The organism is Luteibacter sp. SG786 (genome assembly GCF_011759605.1).
Classification (GTDB): domain Bacteria; phylum Pseudomonadota; class Gammaproteobacteria; order Xanthomonadales; family Rhodanobacteraceae; genus Luteibacter.
On the sequence record NZ_JAAOYX010000002.1, the window covers coordinates 623,809 to 644,225 of the forward strand.

Below are 20,417 nucleotides of genomic sequence, written 5' to 3' on the forward strand. Positions count from 1 at the left end.
GTCATTCTCCCCGTGCCTGCACGTGCACGAGCTTCTGTTCCTTGTAGATGTCCACCGACAGCGGGCGATCGGCCGCGGCATACGCGTCGAACAAGCCGGTGATGGCGTTGATGAAGTCACCGTCCATGCGCAGGCTTGCGCGAACGGGGTAGTCGAAGCCTGCGTCCCAGACGACTTCGTAGCCGGCACGGGAAGCCCAGGTCTTGGCGACCTGGCGCAGACTCTGGCCGGGTACGGCCTGCCAGACGCTCGCGGGATGCGCGGCCGTCGCCGGGGCCGTCGGCGGCTCGGTGGGATCGTTGGTCGAGGTAGCTGCGCAGGCGCAGGCGCTCATCGCACAGGCCACCGCCACCAGGGCGTAAATCATCGGGTTTTTCATCGTCGTGGGTTCCTTTGGGGATTCTTCGGGCCGTCGAAGCCTGGCCCGCCGCACGCATGCGGCAGGTTGGATACGTCGGCGGTGGTCGATCAGAGGATCTTCAGCAACGCGCCATCGGGCACCTTGCTCTGAACCGAGAAGGGCAACGTTCGTCCGCGAAGGGGTATGCCGTCGGCCCCGAGCAGGTTGCTGCCCCGCTTGAAGCCGAGTTGATCGGGTGCGGACGTCCATGTCAGCAAGTCGCGATAAACGCTCCTCAGCAAGGTACCCTCGCTAAGATCGTTGCGGTAAACGTAGAACTGTCCGCTGTCGGCGATCGCGCCCCAGCTACAGTTGACGACACCGCGGTCGCACCACCCGGCGGTGCCGGCCCAGTCCATGTGCACATCGCGCAGCGCACTGTTCATATGCGCACTGTCGATCGCTCCGGACAACGCAGGGTTCGCCGCAATCATCGACGCACCGGCAGCGTCGTAGCTGCGAAAGAGCGACGCGGCGCCTTCACTTTCACGAACGTTCTGGATGTGTTGCTCATTCGACGACACACCGGTGACGATGTGCATGAAATACAAGGCGATGACGAGGACGATAGCTAGGGGCCACATGGCCGTTCTCCTGGGTTCGGCTCAGTACGTGTATGCGAAGTTGATGCCCGTCGAGTTGAGCGTTGTGATGTTGTAACGCGCGTGCGGACGGGCCATGAAGCTGGTGCTGCAGGTATCCATGCGAAGGAAACCGGATGAATAGGATGTGTTATGCATGCCGACCTGCTGAAGGGCGATCGGCCAGGCGCCATCGGGCGTGTTGCCTGACGAATTGGCCTCATAGACAAAGATCGCGCACCGTGCGTGCCACTTGTCCGAAACTCCGCCCGTAGCGGCGGTGACGAAGATCGGCACGTCCAGCGGGTTCTCCATCGGCTGGGTATTTCCCTTCGTCTGTCCGAAGCTGGAGTCCCCTCCGCTCGTGCCATACCACGCCATGCCGCCGCCGTACGGATGATCGAACTGCTTCTGGGTCAAGACGCTGTTCCACACGAGGCCTGCGCCATCGTCCTTACAGATCATGACGTCGCCGTCGCGGTCCATGCCGACGTGGCCGAGGTTTGGGCAGGTCGCGCCTGCGACCTTGTCGTGCTTGCCGATGAACAGATCGTTTCCGGCGACCACGTCGTTCGTCGCCTCGACGTCGGTATCGGAAAGAACACCGGCCTCCGCATGCACGCTCTTCGCGAGCACTGCGCCAGTACCCCCGGCGCCGTCGCTCACGATAAAGGTGCCGGGCCTGCCGGGCATGCCCGCGGGTGTCGCCACGATGTCACCGGTCGTGCTCTGGGTAATGTACGAATGCGTACCGCCACCGAACTCCACGCGATTCACGCCGCTGATCACACCGTTACCCTGCATCGCCATGGTGTCCACGTTGTTGAGCTCGTGGCTGTTCATGTCGATGTCGGTCTCCATGCGGTTCCACTCCGGATGACCGGCAGTGGCCTTGCGATGGAGCAGGTCGCCGGCAAGCGTGCCCGGGCCGTAGGTGGAGGTATCGCGCATGAAGGGCGCATAGAAGATCTGGCCGATGGCAGTGGGCGCGGTGCCGAAGAAACCGCCCATGCTGGCCTGATCGGCGATCTCTCCGTAGCTGCCCCAGTACTTCGCGCCGGCGCCTGGATTGCGGCTGTCGTGATCCAGGTACAGGCCACCCGCACCGATGATCTGCGCCACCTTCATGGAGTGGGTCGCCACATCAGGTTGAGTGGCACCAGCCACAGGTACCGTATAAATCAGTGCGTCCACGCGCTTCTTGCCACCGGGCATGGTCACGACGCGGAGGGCGCCGTCATAACGCGTGCCGAATGGGTTGACCGTGTTCTGATCGATGCCCGCGGGAAGGTAAGGCTTGACGTCTACCCAGTTGATCGATGCAGTGCCCGCGCCCCCGGTCAGCGATGCGTAATTATCGTCTACGTAGTGCGACACGGCGTCGCCCAGTCGCTTCATCTGTCCAGCCACGGTTTCGTTCGCCACCTGGTCATCGTGCCGCGCCAGGAACACGGCGCCAACAGCGAGCATTGAGGTGAGCACGATGAGCGCGACGATCACCTCAACCAGGGTGAAGCCTCGTGCAGATCGTCCATAAGTTGTATTCATGCACTGCATAGTCATGTCTCAATGGTTGTAGAGCGCCACCAGGACGGCGCCGAGGGCGAGGCCGGGTCCGAATGGCATGGGCGACGTGTGACGCAGACGCGGGCAGGAGCGTGCACCCAGCATGGCCGCGGATGTAACGACGATGGCGATGAGCACCGTCGGCACGATGCACGCGAAGCCGAGCCACGCGCCCACGGCTGCCAGCAACTTCGCATCGCCAAAGCCGAGGGCTTCACGGCCGGCCAGCCGTTTCGCTACCAGCGCCACGGCCCACAGGAATAGCAGTCCCATCGCCGCACCGACGGCCGCGGCCGGGAAGGCCACCAGGCCCGGGCCCGCATTGAATGCCAAACCTGCTGCCAGCAGCGGAAGCGTGATGACGTCCGGCAGCAACATGTGGTCCAGGTCGATGGCCGCCAGGACGACGAGGCAGGCGAACAGCGCCCCCAGCCCGACGGTCGTGTAGCTCAGGCCCTTCGCGGCAGCGAGGTAACCGAAAAGCAGCGCTACCGATCCTTCGACGATGGGGTAACGCAGGGAAATCCACGCATGACACCGACGACAACGCCCCCGAAGTAACACGTAGCTGAGCAGCGGAATGTTGTCGCGTGCTGCGATAGCGGTGCGGCACGCATTGCACCGCGATCGCGAGAAACAGAGCCCTTCGGTAACCGTTTCATCGGCAGCGCGGGCAAACAGCAGCGGCGGAAGCCGATGGATGACCACGTTTAGGAAGCTTCCCACGCACAGACCCACGAACCCTGCGAAGGCGGTGGTCCACCATGGCGATGTCGTCGGGCTGGAGATCATGGAAAGGCTCTTCGTAAAGGACCCGGGAGCGGCGCGGACATGACTGCCCGCGCCGTCGGTCCGCGGGATCAGTTGGCGGAGGTGAAGGTGATGGCGTTGGCCGTGGGGTCGGTGCAGCCGGCCTGGATGTCGGACAGCGACGAGGTCGGAGTGAGCGTCTTGCCGCCTGCCTCGACCTTCGACCAACCGGCATTGGCGAGCTTCTGCACCAACTGCATGCAGGCGTCGTCCGGAACGTTCGCGTACTCGATGGTGTATTCCTGGTGAGTCGTCGTCTCACCGATGGTCACGTCGCCGTTCCAGCTGTTCTTGACCACGCCAGCGCTGGTCTGCGACATGTTGGCGGGCACGGCCTTGTACTGGACTGCGAGCTTCGTATCGAGGCCCGTGTAGCCATTCGCACCGTTCTTAAGCGACCGCAGGTTGGCCGCCATCTGGGTGATGTTCGCCGCTTCGGTCGATATTTCCGACGTACGGAACAGCTTGCCGATGCCGGCGGCCGCCGCGGCCAGGATCACGATACCCACGATCATCACGACGAGGGCCTCGATCAGGGTGAAACCCTTCTGGCTGTCGAAGCGACGCTTTGACTTGTTGATTTCCACTTTGCAGACTCCATTGATTGGTTGATTGATTGCCTCAGTAAGACCAAAGCAGTTGAATTACATCCGGTCGCGGGCGCCGATACGATTCGATTTGTCTCATGATTGAGATCGAAACCCGGCGTGTGGACTTTTCCTTCCGTTGCCTGGCCGACGGCCGTGGCAGCAGTTCGCCAGGTGTGTTCATGTGTGGCGCACTGTCGTTCTGACACCGCGGCGAACGCGGCGGACTTCAGGGATAATCGATCAGCATCTTTATCTGTGCCGTTCCACTATCCGTCGGCGTGAGCGGTGCGGTGCCTGTTTTCTTCAGCGTCGCGGTGAACGTATGGCTGATGCTGCTATTGACCGGCCAGGTGCGGGTGTTGCCGGGCGCCACGATGGTGCCGTTGTCATCCTGGATATACAGACCGAGGTGCTCGTCGGATGTTTCGAACAGGGTAGGGTCTTCCATGTTTGGAACGGCGCTGAAGCTGACTTTCACGCTCTCCGCGTTGCAGCCGTTCGCCGCGATGTTGAAGGGCTTCGTCACTGGCTGTGTCTCGAGACCGAGGATATTTATGTCACCGAACGACACATCCGTGTCGGAAGGCGACCAGTCGCAGGTAACTGGCACGAATGTCACCGGTTGCATCTTGAGCGGCCCTGACGACAGGGGCACAGTGGTGCCACCGTAGGTGGCCGTACCGCTTATTGTGATCCCGATATCTGCGCTGGATGGGAAGTCGACGGGCGGGGACAGGGCGTGACTGGATACAAGGATCGCGCGGGTGTTGAAGACCATGCTGCCGCCTGCATTGATGCGGGGTGCGGTAAACGTCAACGATTGATTGTTCAGCCACTGCCAGCCGCCCGATCGGCCTTGACTGCTCGCCTCGATGGCGATCGCTACCAGATAGTCGGGGTTTCCGATGTCGAACGTGATGGCAGGCGAATTTCCGATCAGCGTAAGCCCATCCGGCGTGCCGTTTATCGCCAGTTGCAACGTTCCTGTGTCTTCCCCGCCTTCAGAGCACGATTGAAATCCTCCGGTCACGACGGTGGATCCGTTGCCGCTACGCAGCCAATTCAAGTTGACGAGATTCGGCGTGATGACCTCTCTCGCGCCGAAGCTTCGACGGGAGCTCGTGATCGACGTGCCGGTATCCGAGCCCTTCGAGGACGGCGCCGCGTCGCACGTCGTCGCCGCTGTTGCGTGCGACGACGCGAAAGCGCACGCCAGCAGGAATAGCGAGGCGAAGATTCGAAGAGTAATGCATGTGTTGCGCATGGTGATGGGCTCCCGCGGCGAATCGCCGTTTCCTGGATGGGAGCCATCTTGACGAAGCAGGCGCTTCCTTCCGATGGGATTTGTCTCGCAGTGTCGAACTGCATCAGGTACGCCTGAGACAAATCCCGTGGAGGATCGCTCGGGTTTCCCGGACCATCGCTCATCTCCTATGAAACCCGAACCGTTCCATTGCCGGGTTGCCTGTGCGAATCAAGCTCTTGTAGCCTGCAGCGATACATCGAACAGGGGGTGTCCATGAGTTCGGGAACCATGTCGTCCTGGGTGAGGGCCCCCGCTCTGCGCGTCATCGTGCCTTGCCTGGTTGCCCTCTTCCTCGCCTTGGCGACGCCGCTTCTGCACGCAACGCCCGTCGAATCCGACCCGCACGCGGAAGCGTTCGACGAACGTTTCGATCTCAAGATCCCGCTGACGGACGACGAGAAGGCGTACCTGGCCTCGCTGCCGACGTTGCGCCTGGGGATCGCGCCCGACTGGCAGCCGTTCGCCTTCGTCGACGCCGATGGTCATCCGAGCGGTATCTCCGGTGACTATCTGCGCTACATCACCACCTCGCTCGGCCTGAAGGTGGAGCGCGTGCCGAGTGCCACGTGGCCGGAGACCCTCAAGCTCGCCAACCAGGGCCGGGTGGACTTGCTCGCGTCGGTCACTCAGAACACCGCATTGGGATCCGGGTTCCTCCTGAGCCGTCAGTACAACGAATATCCTTCGGTGATCGTCACGCGGCAGGAAGCGCCCTACGTAGACGGTATCGGCAACCTCACTGGGTCGCGCGTGGCGGTGATCGAAGGCAGCGACGTCGGTTTCGAGCCGGAAACGCAGAACGTGCAGTTCATTACCGCGACATCCGCCGAGGATGGCCTCGCGCGCGTGGCACACGGTTCCGTTTACGCGTACATCGGCAACCTCGGCGTGGTGGAAACCCTTATTCGCAGGAACTACCCCGGGGTGCTGCGGGTCGCTGCGCCCACCGGGTACAGCGAGTCGCTGCATTTTGCCGTCTCGTCCCAATACGCCGATCTGCTGCCGCTTATCGATCGTGTGCTCCAGGCCGTGTCGCAGGACGACCACGAGCGAATTCAGAACACCTGGCTCTCCACCCGCGTGCAGTACAAGCTGCCGGCGCGTACGCTCTGGCACGTGATCGTGCCGGTGGCGATCGTCACCTTGGCATTCATCGCGGTGCTGGGCGTCATCATCTTCTTCCTGCGGCGCGAAGTGCGGCAGCGGCGCTGGACGGAGCGCGAGCTGCGCTACCAATGGCAGTTCCAGCAGATGCTGATGAACACGGTGCCCATTCCGATCTTCGTCAAGGACCTGGACAACCGCTATGTGGCGATCAATCCGGCCTACGAGGAAACGGTGGGCGTCCGTGCCGTGGACCTCCTGGGCAAGACCAGCCTGCAGGCCTCCCATGTGGCAAAGGAAGGCGCGGACCGATTCAACCAGCTCAGCGAGCAGGTGATCGCCACCGGCGAACCGGCCCATGGCTCGTTGCAATACGTGTCGAGCCGCGGCGAGACGCGCGACGCCATGTACTGGCTTCGCCTTTGCTACGCCGACGACAAGACACCTCGTGCCGTGCTCGGCGCCTCCATCGACCTCACCGAGCTGCGCAACATCGAGCGGCGCGAGATGGAGCTCAAGCTCCAGCTCGAGGAATTGACCAAGATGTTGCCGGCTGTGACCTTCCAGCTGCGCTTCACGCCACACTGGGGCTTCACGCCGATCTTCGTGAGCGAGCACGCACGCGCATTGGTGGGCCTATCGCCGGAGCAACTGGTGGAAGAGCCACGGCTTTTCCTCGAAAGGGTGCCACCGGCCGACTGGCGCCGTGTGGAACGCGCGCTGCTCGAAGCCGTGCGCGGCCAGAGCATGCGCGAGCTGGAGTTTCCGCTGCGCCGAGCCGACGGCGACGAGGCGTGGGTGCGACTGGAAGCGGTGTCGCGGCCCGATACCGGATCGGCGCACATCCTCAGCGGTTACCTCATCGATGTGACCTACGCGAAGCGACAGGCCGAATCGCTCGCCGCCGCCAAGCATGCGGCGGAAGAAGCCTCGCGAGTGAAGGACACCTTCCTCGCCACGATGAGCCATGAGATACGCACACCGATGAGCGGCATGATCGGGGTGCTCGACCTCATGAACCGCTCGGCGCTGTCAGCCGACCAGCAGCACCTGCTCGACATGGCGCGCGGTTCGGCCGGTACGCTGATGCGCATCCTCAACGATATTCTCGATTTTTCCAAGAACCAGCGCGGCGATCTTGCGCTGGAGGCTATCCCCTTCGCCATGCGCGAGCTGGTGGACGAAGTGTCCGGGCTCTTCGCGCCCGAGATGCATCGCAAAGGCCTGCGTTTCGACGTGGAGGTACGCTCCGAGGTGGCCATGCGCCACGTGGGCGACCAGCACCGCGTAAGCCAGGTGCTGCTGAACCTCGTGAGCAACGCACTCAAGTTCACCGAGAGCGGTGGGGTGTCGATCGCGGTGGAAGGGGACGAGACAAAGGGCGGCTCCCAGCGCCTGCGCCTGAAGGTGCGCGACACCGGGATCGGCATTGCCCAGGAAGACCAGGACCACCTCTTCGTGCCCTTCAGCCAAGCCGACGCGTCGACCTCGCGCCGCTTCGGCGGTACGGGTCTGGGGCTGGCCATCTGCCGCCAGCTTGCCGAGGCGATGGACGGCACGGTGACGTTGCACAGCCGCCCCGGCGAAGGCACCGAGGTCGTGGTGGAGATCGCACTGCCGGTGATCCGCGATACCACGCGGTCGAAGCGGGCACGGGAGGCATGGCTTTCCATCGGCGATCAGGCGGCCCAGCGCGCCCTGGCCGAGTACCTGAAAGCGCTGAACGTGCGCATCGTTACGTCGGCGGATCTCGTGAAGGCCAGCGAGGAGACCCTTCTGGTGTTCCGCGAAACGCGGCTCGCACTACCGCTCATCGAACGCCCGCTCGTCGTGTTCGAGGTAAGCCGGGATGTGGAGGCGCCGATGCTGGGCATGCAGGGTGGGGACCACCGTTTGAGCATCAACCCGCTACGCTGGGCCGAGATCGTGGCCGCCTTGCGCGTGGCCGACGCCGAAGACTCGGACGGGCCGGCGCTCGACAGCCTTTCGTCGGACGTGGGCGCCGGAGTGGCGAGTATTTCGTTCCCCGGCCGGGTACTCGTGGTGGAAGACCAGCCGATCAACCAGGAACTATTGCTGCGCCAGTTGGCGGCGCTGCACGTGACGGACTACGAACTTGCCGGAAACGGGCAGGAAGCGTTGAAGGCACTCGACAAGGGCCACTTCCCTCTGGTGATCACCGACTGCGCCATGCCGGTGATGGACGGCGTGGAATTGATCCGCCGCATCCGGGCTCGCGAAGCCGGGGGCGCCCCGCGTGCTTACCTCGTAGCGCTCACGGCCAACGCCACCGATACGCAGAAGACCGAATGCATGGAGGCGGGTGTCGACGAAGTGCTGATCAAGCCGGTCGAACTCGAGCAGCTGTCCTCCCTGCTCAAGCGGGCCGTGGGTCCGGGTTCGGACAAAGCTCAGAGCACGCCGTCCACGACCGACGCGCCGCCGGTGCACATACCACCGGGCATTCCTGCCGAGCAGATGCCGGCGCTATTGGCGCGCCTGCGAGAGGGCTTCGTAGATGACATGCGCAAGCTCCGCGAGACCTACGCGCACGACAACCTGACGGATGCAGCCGCCGCGGCACACCGCATTCTCGGCGCGGCGCGATGGTTCAAGCTCGAAAGCATTATCGACGCCGCGGAAGGCTTCGAGGATGCCGCGAGCGAGGAACGCGGTCACGAAGAAGCCCTGGCGGAACTCGAAGCCGCCGTGAATGCGTTCCTCAAGGGTTAGCCCTTGAGATCCACCTGTCGGCAATAGTCGAGCAGTTCCTGGTTGGTGTTCAGGCCGAGCTTGGCCTGGGCACTGCGCTTGTGCCGGCTGATGGTCTTGCGCGAGCGGTTGAGCCGTTCCGATATCTGCTGTGAGGTGAGCCCGTCGTACGCAAACAGGCGCAGCACTTCGATTTCCGCATCGGTTAGCTTCGGGGTGTCCTTGCCCTTCATGGCCACCTCGTTCTCGAGGAGAAGCGTGCGCAGGTTGCGACTCACGAATTCGCGGCCCTTGGAGGCCGCTTGGAGGGCCAGTCCCAGCTCTCCGACGTCGCCTTCCTTTTCGACCAGACCGGCTACACCCTGGCGCATCAGCGATGCGAGCAAACCCGCGTTGCGCAAGGCCGTGATGACGACCACTGGAATGTCGGGGTAGAGCCTGCGCAACCGCTCGATCAGCGAGAGACCGTCGCGGCCCTGATCGTCGGGCATCGAGAAGTCGGTGACGATGATGTCGCATCTGGACTGGCGCAGGAGTTCCAGCAACTCATTCGCGGAACCGGCCTCGCCTATCACCTTCGCGGCGCCCTGCGCCTCAAGGGCCATGCGCACTCCATAGCGGATGATTGGATGATCGTCCGCGAGAAAGACTTTCGGTACGGCGTACTCGTTCATCATCGCCCTCTGCCTTGAGCTCCCATATCCGGCCCAAGGATATTGAGATTCTTCGACCGCTGTCACCAAGGCAAAAAAAGGGCCGCCTGTGAAGGCGGCCCCATGCCAGGTTAGGCCAGCGGACAGGGGGTATCTGTCCAGGGCTGCACCGGGGGGGGGATACCCGGTAGCGCTGTGCCGGCTTCCCGCCGGTACGGGTAACGCGCATGGCGGACCTGACATGTGCAGGAGACCACCCCTGGCTGGCGCGAGGCAAGAAATCGCGAGAATGATGAGACTTGTCTCACTTGTTCTCGTCGGTGTGCTGGAACGATTTCACGGAACCGTCACGCGCATCGACCGTGCACGTGAAGCGGAACGACGTCCAGCCGTCCTTGTGTCGCACCTGTCCATGCCCCGCAATGGAACCACCGTCCTTCAATTCGAGAGACTTCTCGCCGTCGTCGCCCAGCACCATGCGGTCGGCGGTAGGGTCCATTTTCTTCCACTGCTTGAGCGCAAACGGCGAGCAAAGCGTCTCCGCCACCTGTTTGGCCGGCGACCAATCATGTGCCAGTGCGCGCTCTTCCGGGTGCCGAAGCTTGGCGATGGACGCCTCCACCCGCTTCTTTACCGCGGGTGGCAACGCGTCGGCAGACGTTGCCTGGTCGGCAAAACAGGGCATGGCGAAGGCGATGGTCATGCCAAGCAGGACACCAAACCGATTCATGTGAAGCATGTGGATCTCCTTTGCCGGTGTGGCACAAACATGAGACATGTCGCCCGGCGAATGCAAGCAGCGCTCGTTACGATGGGCTCATGCAACCCACGGACGTCGACTCGCCAAGCAGAGGACACATGTCGAACCATCCCGACAGCGCGAGCGACCCCGACGGTGCCGAACGGCGCCAGGACGTGTATTGTCTGCTGGAACGCATTCGACGGCTCGATAGTGCTTCGACATCCCTGGAACTCGCCCGCGAGTGCGCCATGACGCACCTGCGCGCGATGAACATCATCAGTCGCCTCAAGCAGCGCGGTGTCATCCGTGCATCTCTGATCTACCAGCCAGGATTCGACATGGAGGTGTATTACCTGGTGAGCGGCTGTGCCGGGCATCTGCCGCCTTCCATGCGAAGAGGATGAGACAAGTCCCGGCGATCGCGGCGGCGCCCCTCCCTACGCTAAGGCCAACCAAATACGGCTGGCCCGCATGTCCACCGATCATCCCTTTGAACTGTCAGGCACGCCCATCGCTTACTTCCAGCCGCAGCAGCGCCTGGACGGCACGGTGGACGGCGCGGAAGCACTCGCCCGCTGGGAACGTCCCAACGGCGACTTGCTCACGCCGGACCAGTTCCTGCCGCGAGTAGGCAGGGAGCGCGGCGCAGCGACGCTTACCCGTCGCATGTGCGTGCGTGCCCTGGCCCTGATTGCGTGGCAGACGGCGGTCGGCCGCCCCCTCAATGTTTCGGTCAATGCGCCGCCCGACGTGATTGCCGACCCGGGCTTCGTCGCCTGGCTCACGCACGAGCTCGCCGGCACCGCCGGCGATGGAAGTCTCACCCTGGAACTGCTCGAAACGCCGTACCACGGCTCCGAACGCCGATTGGTGCGGGCACTCGAACGCCTGCGCGAGGCCGGGGTACGCATCGCTATCGACGATTTCGGCACACAGGCTTCGACCATGCGCCGCGTGCGCCGCCTGCCCATCGACGAATGGAAGATCGCACGCGAACTGGTGCATGGCGTGTCGCAGTGCGGCACGCGCGCGCGCCGACTTGCGCGGCTGATGCACGTCGGCCGGCGTCTCGGTCTCAGAACGGTGCTGGAAGGCGTGGAAGCACCCGACGATCTGGCCTGGGCTCACGCTTGCTGCCCTGCGAACACCGTGATCCAGGGATTTGCCGTGGCACGGCCGATGAGCTTCTCCGACACGCGCCGCTGGATCGCCGGGCGCCGCATCCACTGATTCCACCGCCTGGAGGCACCCCATGCGCCGCCTTGCCGACCTCTTGCCGCTCATCGCTCTTGCGCTCGCTTTCTTTCTCGTTTTTGCCTGCATGATGGAACAACAGTTCGAAGTGCGGCACAGCCACTGCGCAGGCTATGAGCGTTCCACGGCACATCTGGAACGGCTGCCGGAGAGCTGCAAGATCACGCTTCCACCGCCGGGGCCGCTCGAAGCGACCTCATTGCGCTAAGCGACGACGCACGCTGTGGCGATAGCCGTAAGCGAAGTAGATCGCCTGCCCGATCGCCGCCCAGGCGATCATCAGTTGCCAGTGCGACTCGAAGGCCTGCCAGAAGAGATAAAGGCAGGCCGCAGCTCCGCCTACTGATGTGACCCACACGCACGGCACACGAAAGCCGCGTTCCAACGAGGGCTTCGTGTAACGCAGTACCAGCACGCCGATGCAGACCGTGGCAAACGCCAACAGTGTGCCCATCGACACGAGTTCCGACAGCATACCGATAGGGAACAGCGCCGCGATCGCCGCCGCCACCACGCCCACTGCAGCCGTGCCGGTGGAGGGCGTACCGAAACGCACGTGCACGTGGCCGAGGCGGCGGGGCAACAGCCCGTCCTTCGCCATGGCCAGCAGGACGCGCGGCAAGCCGAGCAGCAGCACGAGAATCACCGAGGCCAGACCGCAGATGGCGCCCACGACGACAATGTCCTCCAGCCACGCAAGACTGGGGTGGAGGGACAGCGCCGTAGCAACGGGCTCGGCCGTGTTCAGCAAGCGAAATGGCGCAATGCCCGTGAGTACCAGCGATACGACGATGTACAGCACGGTGCAGATCGCGAGTGAACCGAGGATGCCGATGGGCATGTCGCGCTGCGGGTTCCGCGCCTCGCCCGCGGCCGTCGAGACCGCGTCGAATCCGATATACGACATGAAGACGATGGTGGCGCCGCGGAACACCCCGCCCCATCCGAAGTGTCCCGCGCTCTCTGACGGAGGGATGAAGGGATGCCAGTTGGCGATGTTGATGGCTTTCGCAGCGAATACGACGAACAAGGCAATAACGGTGACCTTCAGCGCCACGATGACCGCATTGGCGAACGCCGAGCGCGTGATGCCGCGGTAGCAAAGCGAGGACAGCAGTCCGATGATGATCACCGCCGGCAGGTTGACCACCGCGCCGGTCATGTGGAATTGACCGCCCACTATATCGATGGGCGCTTCTGCCAGAACGCCCGGAAACTGCAGGCTCACACCGAGCGAGCGGCCGAGCATGCGAAGGGCGTCGTTGAAATACCCTGACCAGCCCGCTGCCACGGCGGAGGCGGCGAACAGGTATTCGAGCACCAGGTTCCATCCGACGAACCAGGCCGTGTATTCGCCAAGCGTGGCATACGCGTAGGAATAGGCACTGCCTGAGACGGGAAGCATCGCAGCGAACTCTGCGTAGCACAGCGCGGCAAGAGCGCAAGCGATACCCGCGATGACGAAGCTGATGACCAGGGCAGGCCCTGCGTGCACGGCTGCCGCCTGGCCGGTGACCACGAAGATGCCGGCGCCGATGACGGCGCCCACACCGAGCATCACGAGATGGCGCGCCGTGAGTACGCGCCGGAGCTGGCCTTCTCCTTGCTCGGCAACCGGCGCCGCGTCATCCACGGATATGGCCTGGGACATCACCTGTTCCTTCTGACGCGGGGTTACTTGTAAGTCACCTGGAAATCGATCGCCGCCTGCACGTCGCCGGGACCGACGCTGCCGGCTCCGGTGCGCGCATAGCCGGCAACGAGGTTGAACGTGGCGCCGGCGCCGGTTCCGGTGCCGACCACCGGCTTCACGATGGTCGGTTGGCCGCCGTTGTCGTTTGCGGCGACGCGCGTTCCGGTGTCCTTGTCCTTCAGGTACACGCCGACGCCGGCGGCCGGTCTGGCCGCGGTGTTCTTGAAGAGCGCGGGTGTCAATGCATCGGTAGTACCCGAGAAGGCCACATCGATATGGGTGGCGTTCTGGCAATGGTCGACGATGATGGTGGCCGTATTGCTGGTACCCACCATCTCGTCGACATGCGCCGCCCGCAGGTCATTGGCTTCCACAGCAGGCAAACTCATGGTGGTGCCGGATGTCGTGAAGTTGCAGGTGGGTGCGACGACGTTCGTGGTGAACGTCCACGTGCCGCTGAGCAGCGGTCGTGCCTGCGCCGCACGTGCCGACGGGATGCCGCACACGGCGATTGCGACGATTACCGCAACCATCACGGTTGGCTTTGTCCAGTTCATGATCGTGTTCCCCTCACAGGTAGCTGACCTTGACGGTCAACGTGGCGGTCGCGTTCGCTTCGGCCGTCAACTGCTGTGAGCCAACGTGCACGGCACGCGCACTGAAGTAGTACCACCTGTTCTGCATCGCGCTAGTCCAGTCGACTGGCGCAAGCGGGACCCCAGGCCTGACCCGCTCGCCGCTGCCGTTCTGCCCTTGGTACATCTCCAGGGCGAGGGCATCCTGCGCCCCCAGACGAAAGTCATCGGGATTGCCAGGAGAAGGCGCGCCATCGAATTCGAACTGCAGCTGACTGATACGCGCATCGCAAAATTGGAGGAAGACTCTCGCCGAGGACCACGCGCCCGCCGAACCTTGCGCCATCGAGGCAGGAACGTCTGCGAGAGTGACGGTCTGCGAAGCCAGGCCGCTGATATCGCACGTCGGCGGAACGAGCTTGAACGAGAAGTTGAAATCGACCTCGGTCGGCGCATCGGCTCGAGCCTGCCCGCTCACACCGGAGAGTGCGAGACAGCAGAGAAGCGGTACGGCCTTGAAGAGCGTCTTCATATTGGTATGCCTCGGGTTATGCCGTTATGGTCTCAATCCGCCTTGACGACCGGACCGGGATTTGTCTGGGAAGCCGCGGCCTTCGGCGCGACACACGTGCCCGAGGCCTGGGCGTAGGCGTCGCCGCTGTCCGGCGCGATGCTGTATTCCAGCGAGCAGGCATCAGTGGGCGCACCGCCCCAGCGCACGTCGAGGTGGCCGGCATCGGGCACGCCACGTACCAGCACCTGGCTACCCTGCCCCACGGCGCCCACGGATTGGCCGTTGGCATCGGTGACTTCGGCACCGAAGGGAAGCGGTGCGCCATTAGGCTGCGTCGCGTCGATGATGGCGCTGCGCCCGGTTACCGTCTTGTATTCGAGGCGGACCACCGAACCGGCGCGTGGCGCGACAATCTGGCTGGTCTGCTTAAGTTCTGCCGACAGCGACATGCCGCTCGGATCGAGGTTCACCGTGTTGTTGCGATATGGCGTAAGGTACGGCACCACGGCGTAACCGCGACGATCCACCCGGACGTTGGAACCCTGCTCGACCTTCGCGCCGGCAGCGCCTGGCGCATGGACGATGGCCACGGCTTCGCCCAGCGACTGCGACAGCGTGATACCACCCGAATGGGCCACAAGGCCACCGGAGGCATTCAAGCCGAACTGCGTGGCGCCGCTGCCCGTCGATGCGTTCGCCATCACCATGCCCTTGCTGCCGGTGTAGCCGGCGTAGGCGCGGACGCTGTTGCTCCGGCTGCCGCGGCTGCTGGCCTGGCTGGCGGCGACGCCGTAATTGATGGCGCGAGCGGCGCCGGCGGTGCCAGTGAGCTGGGCCTGGGCGTTCGCCAAACCGTTCGTGTTGCGGGTGTAGCTCGTGGAGAGGATCGGCGCGCTGCCCACGGAACCCAGCGGCATGCTCACGTTGAACATGATCTGCGTGTCCATCGGGTGGCGCGGCATCGCAGTGAGCGGTGGCGGACCCGGCAGGCGGCCGAACGCAGCAGTATCGCGCGTGACCCGGGTGCGCTGCAGCGTCACGCCGTAGCTCACCGAGCGGATCTGCGCACTGTAGCCCGCGCTGAAGGTCACTTGCGAATCGCCGTGCCAGTACTGCGTGGAGGAACCCTGGAGATACAGTGAACCGCGCTCGCCAATACGCTGGCTGAGGCTAACGCGGAATTCGTTACGTTCACGCACGGGTTGGAACGTATCGCTGCCGGCGCCATGCGCCCAGTTGCCACGCAGCGTCACCGCATCGCTGAGCGAGTGGTAACCGCTGCTCGAATACCGGTAGGCGGCGAGCGACAGGTTGGTACCCAGATCGTTGAGGCCCTTCGAATAGGCTAGGCGAATGCTGTGGCCCTGCTCCGTCGGACCGCCCGGCAGTTGCAGGTGCGCCACCGTCACGTCGGCATTGAAGGCGCCGAGGTGCGTATTCAGCGCAGCACCGGCAACCGCCGCCGCATAGCCGGAGGCGCCCGTGAGGCCGGCATAGGCCGTCAGTCGATTGGACAAGCCGCGCTGGAGGGTGGCCTGGAACATCGGCACGCGGCGATGCATGTTCGTGAGGTTCGCGGTACCCGCTACAAGGCTGAAGCGCTGGGTGCCAGGCGTAAGCATGCCCGGCGCCACGGAGTACGGCACTGTGAAACCGTGCTGGCGACCGTCGGCTTCCTTGATGGACACATCGAGGTCGCCACCGTTGCTGATCGGGTTCACATCCGAAAGCTCAAACGGACCGGCCGGCACGCTGGTCTGGTAGATCACCTGGCCGTGCTGACGCACGGTGACCTGCGCATTGCTGTCGGCGACGCCACGCACCATGGGTGCGAACACGTTGTCGCGATTCGGGAGCATGCGCGGATCGGACGTGATGCTCGCACCGCGAACGGGTACCGCGTCGAACATGCTGCCGTCCGTGGCGGTGTCGCCGACCGTGAGCTGCGCCTTCCAGCGAGTGAGATCGTGCTGCGCATAAGCCAGGCCTGAAACGTACTGGCTGCCGCCACGATTGGACCACTGCAGGTTGCCCTGGTGGCGAAAGCGCCAGCCGCCCAGGTTCACGCCGGCCATGAGGCCGACAAAGGCACTGTCGTCCCGCATGCCACCGACACGCGAGCTGTAGCTGCTGAAATCATAGTTGAGCAGGCCGGCATCGATGCCGTGCTGCCACTGCGACGGATTCACGGTGTCTTTCGCGTTACGCAGCAGATAGATCTGCGGAACGCTGATGTCGAGCCGCTGCTCGCCGGCATCGAAGCTGGTGCTGGCACCCGGCACGTAAGTAGCGATGGTGCCGCATTCCAGCTTATCCGACGGCGCAGGTACCGGGTGGCCGCTCTTCCGCGCCTCCGTCTGTACCCGCGCCAGATCCACGCCGAACAGGGTGAGCATGCTCTTGTCGAAGCAGGGCTCGGCATTAGCACTCGCAGTCGGCGCCTTGAAGGTGACGTTGCGATGCCCGGACCAGCCGTCCTTCACCACTACGTCCACGCTGTATTCGCCCGGCAGCACCACATTGCCCTTGTCGAACCGGGAAACGTCCACCGCGGTACCGCCGCCCATCAGGAAGGACGAATCGAAGTCCACTTCGGAGGGAGAGGCGGCCGCGGCGGCAGGTGCCTCCGCGTATACCGGGCCACCCCAGATGGCCGCGGCGAGGGCCGCGGCACACATCTTCACGCGCATGCCGGACAGCGGCATCGTGGTGTTGCTCGTCGATTTGCGTGCGGCGTTGAACATGGCGAATCCAGGATTTGGGCATGACTCATCCGCCGCGAGCGTTTTGCCGCCGCGTCTGAGTGAGAAGGGACATGGCCCCCGGCCGGGGCCGCGCATCAGCGCATCAGCGCGCGATCGGCTGCTCGATGTCGGTGAAGGCGCCGAGGTCGGTTACGGCGGCGCCGGAAACGGTGGCGCCCGAGAGATTTCCCGAAGCATTGGTCACGGGGAAGTCCGCGCTCGCTTTCGGCGGCACCATGCCGGTCGTACCGAGTTCCACTGGGAAGGTGCTTCCGTCGGCTTTCACCTCGAGGTGATTGAACGAGACGAAGTACGGAGAATCGTTGACGCCGTGCAGCAGGTAGCCATTACCCTTCGGCACGAGGCTCCAGCGGATGCCCTTCTCGGCGTCCAGCTGCGAACCCGGGAGACCGCTGGGACGGTAGAAGAGCTTGATACGGGTGCGAAAGGCCAGCTTGAGGAAGTTGCCTTCGGTCCTGGTCTTCGGCGGAACGTCGAGCATGTTGAACCAGAACACCGATTCGCGATCGGACGGCAGCTTGCTGCGGTCGCCTGTGAAGATTACGCGCAGCGCCTGGTCTTTACCGGCTTCGATGCGTGCCACCGGCGGCGTGATGGTGAAGGGAACCTTGAGGTTGTCCGGCGACTCGTTCGCTTCGCCCTTGTCGATCCAGTTCTGCACCAGCGCGGGGCGGTCGTACTTGTTCGTCAGGCGAATGGTGATGTCCTTGGCATCGGATGGATAAACCGCACGGGTTCCCATGATGACCACACCTGCATGGGCGGCACTGACGGTACCGAGAGTGAGTGCGATGGCTGCCAGGAGTCGGTTCGTGCGTTTCATGGTTTACCCCTTGAAGAGACGGTGGCTCGAATGACGTTGCGTGCTGTGGATTCGGCTGGCTCCCCGCCCTACGAGGAGCCATGCCGGGTTCATCAGTTGTAGATGACTTCGTACGGGATTTGACCCTGGACGTCGCCGGCGGTGGCGGCACCCGTGGCGATGTACTGGACCTTGTACTTCAGCGTGCCCGAGCCGGTGCCGAGGTTCCCGCCGTCGGCAGGATCCTGCGTGCCGAGGTTCAACGGAGCCCACGAGTTCTGACCATCGAGAAGCTGCAGTTCCACATTGCTCGCTGCATTGCCGCCGGTGGCAATGTTCTTGATATTTCCGTTCGCCGACACACCCGAAGCGTCGAAGCGAACCGACGGAGCCTTGGCCTGAGCGCCCGCGGTGCAACCGGTCAGGTTGATGTCGAATTCCTTCTCGCCGTATGTCTTGCCCGCGGTGCCCAGCGAAGCGACAGGAGCCGTCGCCAGCAAAACGCTGATGTCGTTCGCGCCCGGCGTGCCGCCGAGGTCGCAGGTGGTGTCCGATACAGAACCCGAAACCGACAGCGTGCCGTCCGGATGGGCCAGCGTGCTCGCACCGGCGGCGTTGGCCGAGAGCGAAGCGGCACCGAGCAGAGCGACGGCGATGGTGGAGGTGAGGAACTTGGCATTCATGGTAAAGAGACCTTTGATTGAGTGAATGGTGTTTGGCTTCTGCCAGCCCGAAGGCGACGGGCGGGAACCCCCCTGCGCCTCCATCGTCCCCGCAGGCGTCTTGCGTCCGGCGAGTGGATGTATTGTTCAAATTGCGGCGGTGCGCCAACAGGTGACTTGTCTCATCCGGATCAGAACTCGAAGGGCGCGGTCAACAGGCGCGCCTGTTTATCCGTGATCTCATCGCCGCAGATGCGCTGCATCGTTGCCTTGTCCATGGCATGCGCAAAACTTCCGAACGTTTCTCTCACGCGGGCCAATGTGCTCGCGGTAATGAGCGCAGCGGCGTCGTAGGCGGCGATGTAGGCGGTGTATTCGCCACGGAGAGGCGAGCGTTGTGCGCCGCTCCCCGTATACGGCGTGATGTATTCGGTATACGCGGTTTCCGCGAAAGCGATGGCGACGCCTTCTTCCAGCGTTGCCACGGCATCGCTTTCCGACGACGCCGGATTCAGCAGGTGGACAACCTCGTGCGCGAGCACATAGAACGCTTCTTCCCAGGTGTTTGCGAGGCTGTTGACGAGCACGCAGTAGTGACGGGGATCCTTGCAGTCCAGTGCAACCGGAAGGCGGTCCGTACCGGGGTGGTCGATGACTGAGGCGAGGCTTCCGGCCGGCGCACGGCCATAAAGGTGCTCGGCGCGCGCCAGGAGCGCAAGCATCGTCGCATTCAATACGGCGCACACCTCGGGAAGGGGCTCGTCCGGTGGAATCGATGCCGCATGTCCGTGGGTTTCGAACTCGCTCAGGAGAGCGTCCCGGTCCTTTCCGTTCATAGGCGTCGATCGGATAAGGCGCTGCATGGCAGCGATGTAGTTGTCTTTTCGCATGGCCTTGGGGGTCTAATGGAGTAACTCTCCACGATAAGCGGCGGTCCTTCCGGCAACGGGCGGAAAAGTCTCATCTGAGACGAATCCCCTGGGATCGTCGCCTACGCCCGGACGATCCTCTGCGCGTTCCTATCACTTTCGAGGATCGCGATATGCAGACTCATAAACGGCCCGCGGTGGCGGCGTTCTATATCTGGTGGCTGGTGGCGGTATCGTTCATCGGCGTGCTCAGCCTGACGTCGACGACGGCGCATGGTCAGGATTACCCGAACACGGTTCGCTGCGGCAGCGTGAACGGCCAGCGATCGTTCTGCCGGGTGATGTGGGGCGATGCCAGGCTGCTGGAGCAAGAGTCCAAGACGCCGTGCATTCGCGGCGAGAACTGGGATCTGAGCAGCCGGGGCATCTGGGTGACCGATGGCTGCCGCGGGACCTTTGCCGACGCCACGTACGACCGCCATGACCATTGGGGAAATCGTCCGCACCGCCGTGGCGGCGACCCGTATCCGCCGATCGGTGGCGGGACCCAACCTATGTCGCGTCCCGAGCCCAGGCACGGGAAGATCGTTTCCTGCGACAGCAACGACAATCGCCGCGTGTTCTGCAGCTGGCCGGTAGGTCCGGGTGCGCGCTTGGTCGAGCAGACTTCCAAGGCCCGCTGCGAAGAGGGTTATAGCTACGGATTCACCGAAAGAGGCATCTGGGCCGCGCACGGTTGCCGCGGAAAATTCGATATCGGCACCTGGTGAAAAGGAGACAAATCCCATCCACGACTGTTCGGTGTTTCCCTAGCCTGCC

The 20,417-nt window shown here is 63.6% G+C and carries 20 protein-coding genes; 5 read left to right on the plus strand and 15 right to left on the minus strand.

Features of this window, described 5'->3' with window-relative positions:
• Position 1: 1 nt before the first annotated feature.
• From FHS47_RS14645 to FHS47_RS14670, 6 genes are all read right to left on the minus strand, one after another.
• Positions 2–379, minus strand: a complete 378-nt coding sequence (locus tag FHS47_RS14645; RefSeq protein ID WP_208382033.1) for a toxin co-regulated pilus biosynthesis Q family protein — start codon at positions 377–379, stop codon at positions 2–4.
• An 89-nt stretch (positions 380–468) separates the two neighbouring features.
• Positions 469–984 (minus strand): hypothetical protein, encoded by a 516-nt coding sequence (locus FHS47_RS14650; protein WP_167029394.1) that lies wholly within the window; start codon positions 982–984, stop codon positions 469–471.
• Positions 985–1,005: 21 nt separating this feature from the next.
• Positions 1,006–2,529: a shufflon system plasmid conjugative transfer pilus tip adhesin PilV gene (gene pilV, locus FHS47_RS14655; protein ID WP_167029397.1), complete on the minus strand. Its 1,524-nt coding sequence runs from the start codon at positions 2,527–2,529 to the stop codon at positions 1,006–1,008.
• 18 nt (positions 2,530–2,547) lie between these two features.
• Positions 2,548–3,339, minus strand: a complete 792-nt coding sequence (locus FHS47_RS14660) for an A24 family peptidase (protein ID WP_167029400.1) — start codon at positions 3,337–3,339, stop codon at positions 2,548–2,550.
• Between the two features lie 68 nt (positions 3,340–3,407).
• Entirely contained in the window at positions 3,408–3,944 is a 537-nt protein-coding gene (locus tag FHS47_RS14665; protein ID WP_205287602.1) for a type 4 pilus major pilin, read from the minus strand.
• A 229-nt stretch (positions 3,945–4,173) separates the two neighbouring features.
• Positions 4,174–5,211, minus strand: a complete 1,038-nt coding sequence (locus FHS47_RS14670) for a fimbrial protein (RefSeq protein WP_167029403.1) — start codon at positions 5,209–5,211, stop codon at positions 4,174–4,176.
• Between the two features lie 255 nt (positions 5,212–5,466).
• Between FHS47_RS14670 and FHS47_RS14675 the strand changes: the two genes are divergently transcribed.
• Complete coding sequence (locus FHS47_RS14675; protein ID WP_167029406.1) at positions 5,467–9,090, plus strand: ATP-binding protein; 3,624 nt, start codon at positions 5,467–5,469, stop codon at positions 9,088–9,090.
• Here the strand turns inward: FHS47_RS14675 and FHS47_RS14680 are convergent.
• Together FHS47_RS14680 and FHS47_RS14685 are read right to left on the minus strand one after the other, a co-directional pair.
• The gene (locus FHS47_RS14680) at positions 9,087–9,746 is read right to left on the minus strand and encodes a response regulator transcription factor (protein ID WP_167029409.1); all 660 of its coding nucleotides are present in this window, start codon (positions 9,744–9,746) and stop codon (positions 9,087–9,089) included. The genes FHS47_RS14675 and FHS47_RS14680 overlap by 4 nt on opposite strands.
• Positions 9,747–10,026: 280 nt before the next feature.
• A complete protein-coding gene (locus tag FHS47_RS14685) occupies positions 10,027–10,461 on the minus strand; it encodes a hypothetical protein (RefSeq protein WP_167029412.1) in 435 nt (144 codons plus the stop codon).
• A gap of 119 nt (positions 10,462–10,580) precedes the next feature.
• Between FHS47_RS14685 and FHS47_RS14690 the strand changes: the two genes are divergently transcribed.
• The 3 genes from FHS47_RS14690 to FHS47_RS14700 all read left to right on the plus strand — a co-directional run bounded on the left by FHS47_RS14690 (position 10,581) and on the right by FHS47_RS14700 (position 11,926).
• Positions 10,581–10,868, plus strand: a complete 288-nt coding sequence (locus FHS47_RS14690) for a hypothetical protein (RefSeq protein ID WP_167029416.1) — start codon at positions 10,581–10,583, stop codon at positions 10,866–10,868.
• Positions 10,869–10,935: 67 nt separating this feature from the next.
• A complete protein-coding gene (locus FHS47_RS14695; RefSeq protein WP_167029419.1) occupies positions 10,936–11,694 on the plus strand; it encodes an EAL domain-containing protein in 759 nt (252 codons plus the stop codon).
• 22 nt (positions 11,695–11,716) lie between these two features.
• Entirely contained in the window at positions 11,717–11,926 is a 210-nt protein-coding gene (locus FHS47_RS14700) for a hypothetical protein (protein ID WP_167029422.1), read from the plus strand.
• Here FHS47_RS14700 and FHS47_RS14705 read toward each other — a convergent pair.
• From FHS47_RS14705 to FHS47_RS14735, 7 genes are all read right to left on the minus strand, one after another.
• On the minus strand, positions 11,915–13,369 hold the full coding sequence (locus FHS47_RS14705) for an amino acid permease (RefSeq protein ID WP_167029425.1): 1,455 nt from the start codon (positions 13,367–13,369) through the stop codon (positions 11,915–11,917). The two genes, FHS47_RS14700 and FHS47_RS14705, sit on opposite strands and share 12 nt — an antisense overlap.
• 23 nt (positions 13,370–13,392) lie before the next feature.
• Positions 13,393–13,968: a fimbrial protein gene (locus FHS47_RS14710; RefSeq protein WP_167029428.1), complete on the minus strand. Its 576-nt coding sequence runs from the start codon at positions 13,966–13,968 to the stop codon at positions 13,393–13,395.
• 13 nt (positions 13,969–13,981) lie between these two features.
• Complete coding sequence (locus tag FHS47_RS14715) at positions 13,982–14,518, minus strand: type 1 fimbrial protein (protein WP_167029431.1); 537 nt, start codon at positions 14,516–14,518, stop codon at positions 13,982–13,984.
• A gap of 32 nt (positions 14,519–14,550) precedes the next feature.
• On the minus strand, positions 14,551–17,244 hold the full coding sequence (locus FHS47_RS14720; protein WP_167029434.1) for a fimbria/pilus outer membrane usher protein: 2,694 nt from the start codon (positions 17,242–17,244) through the stop codon (positions 14,551–14,553).
• A 103-nt stretch (positions 17,245–17,347) separates the two neighbouring features.
• Positions 17,348–18,088, minus strand: coding sequence for a fimbria/pilus periplasmic chaperone (locus tag FHS47_RS14725; RefSeq protein ID WP_167029437.1), 741 nt, complete (start codon positions 18,086–18,088; stop codon positions 17,348–17,350).
• Positions 18,089–18,180: 92 nt separating this feature from the next.
• Positions 18,181–18,750 carry a fimbrial protein gene (locus FHS47_RS14730; RefSeq protein ID WP_167029440.1) on the minus strand — a complete coding sequence of 190 codons (570 nt, stop codon included), beginning with the start codon at positions 18,748–18,750 and terminating at the stop codon, positions 18,181–18,183.
• A 170-nt stretch (positions 18,751–18,920) separates the two neighbouring features.
• A complete protein-coding gene (locus FHS47_RS14735) occupies positions 18,921–19,565 on the minus strand; it encodes a hypothetical protein (protein ID WP_167029443.1) in 645 nt (214 codons plus the stop codon).
• Between the two features lie 206 nt (positions 19,566–19,771).
• On the opposite strand from FHS47_RS14735, the gene FHS47_RS14740 reads away from it, so the two are divergent.
• On the plus strand, positions 19,772–20,368 hold the full coding sequence (locus FHS47_RS14740) for a DUF3011 domain-containing protein (protein WP_167029447.1): 597 nt from the start codon (positions 19,772–19,774) through the stop codon (positions 20,366–20,368).
• The last annotated feature ends 49 nt before the right edge of the window (positions 20,369–20,417 follow it).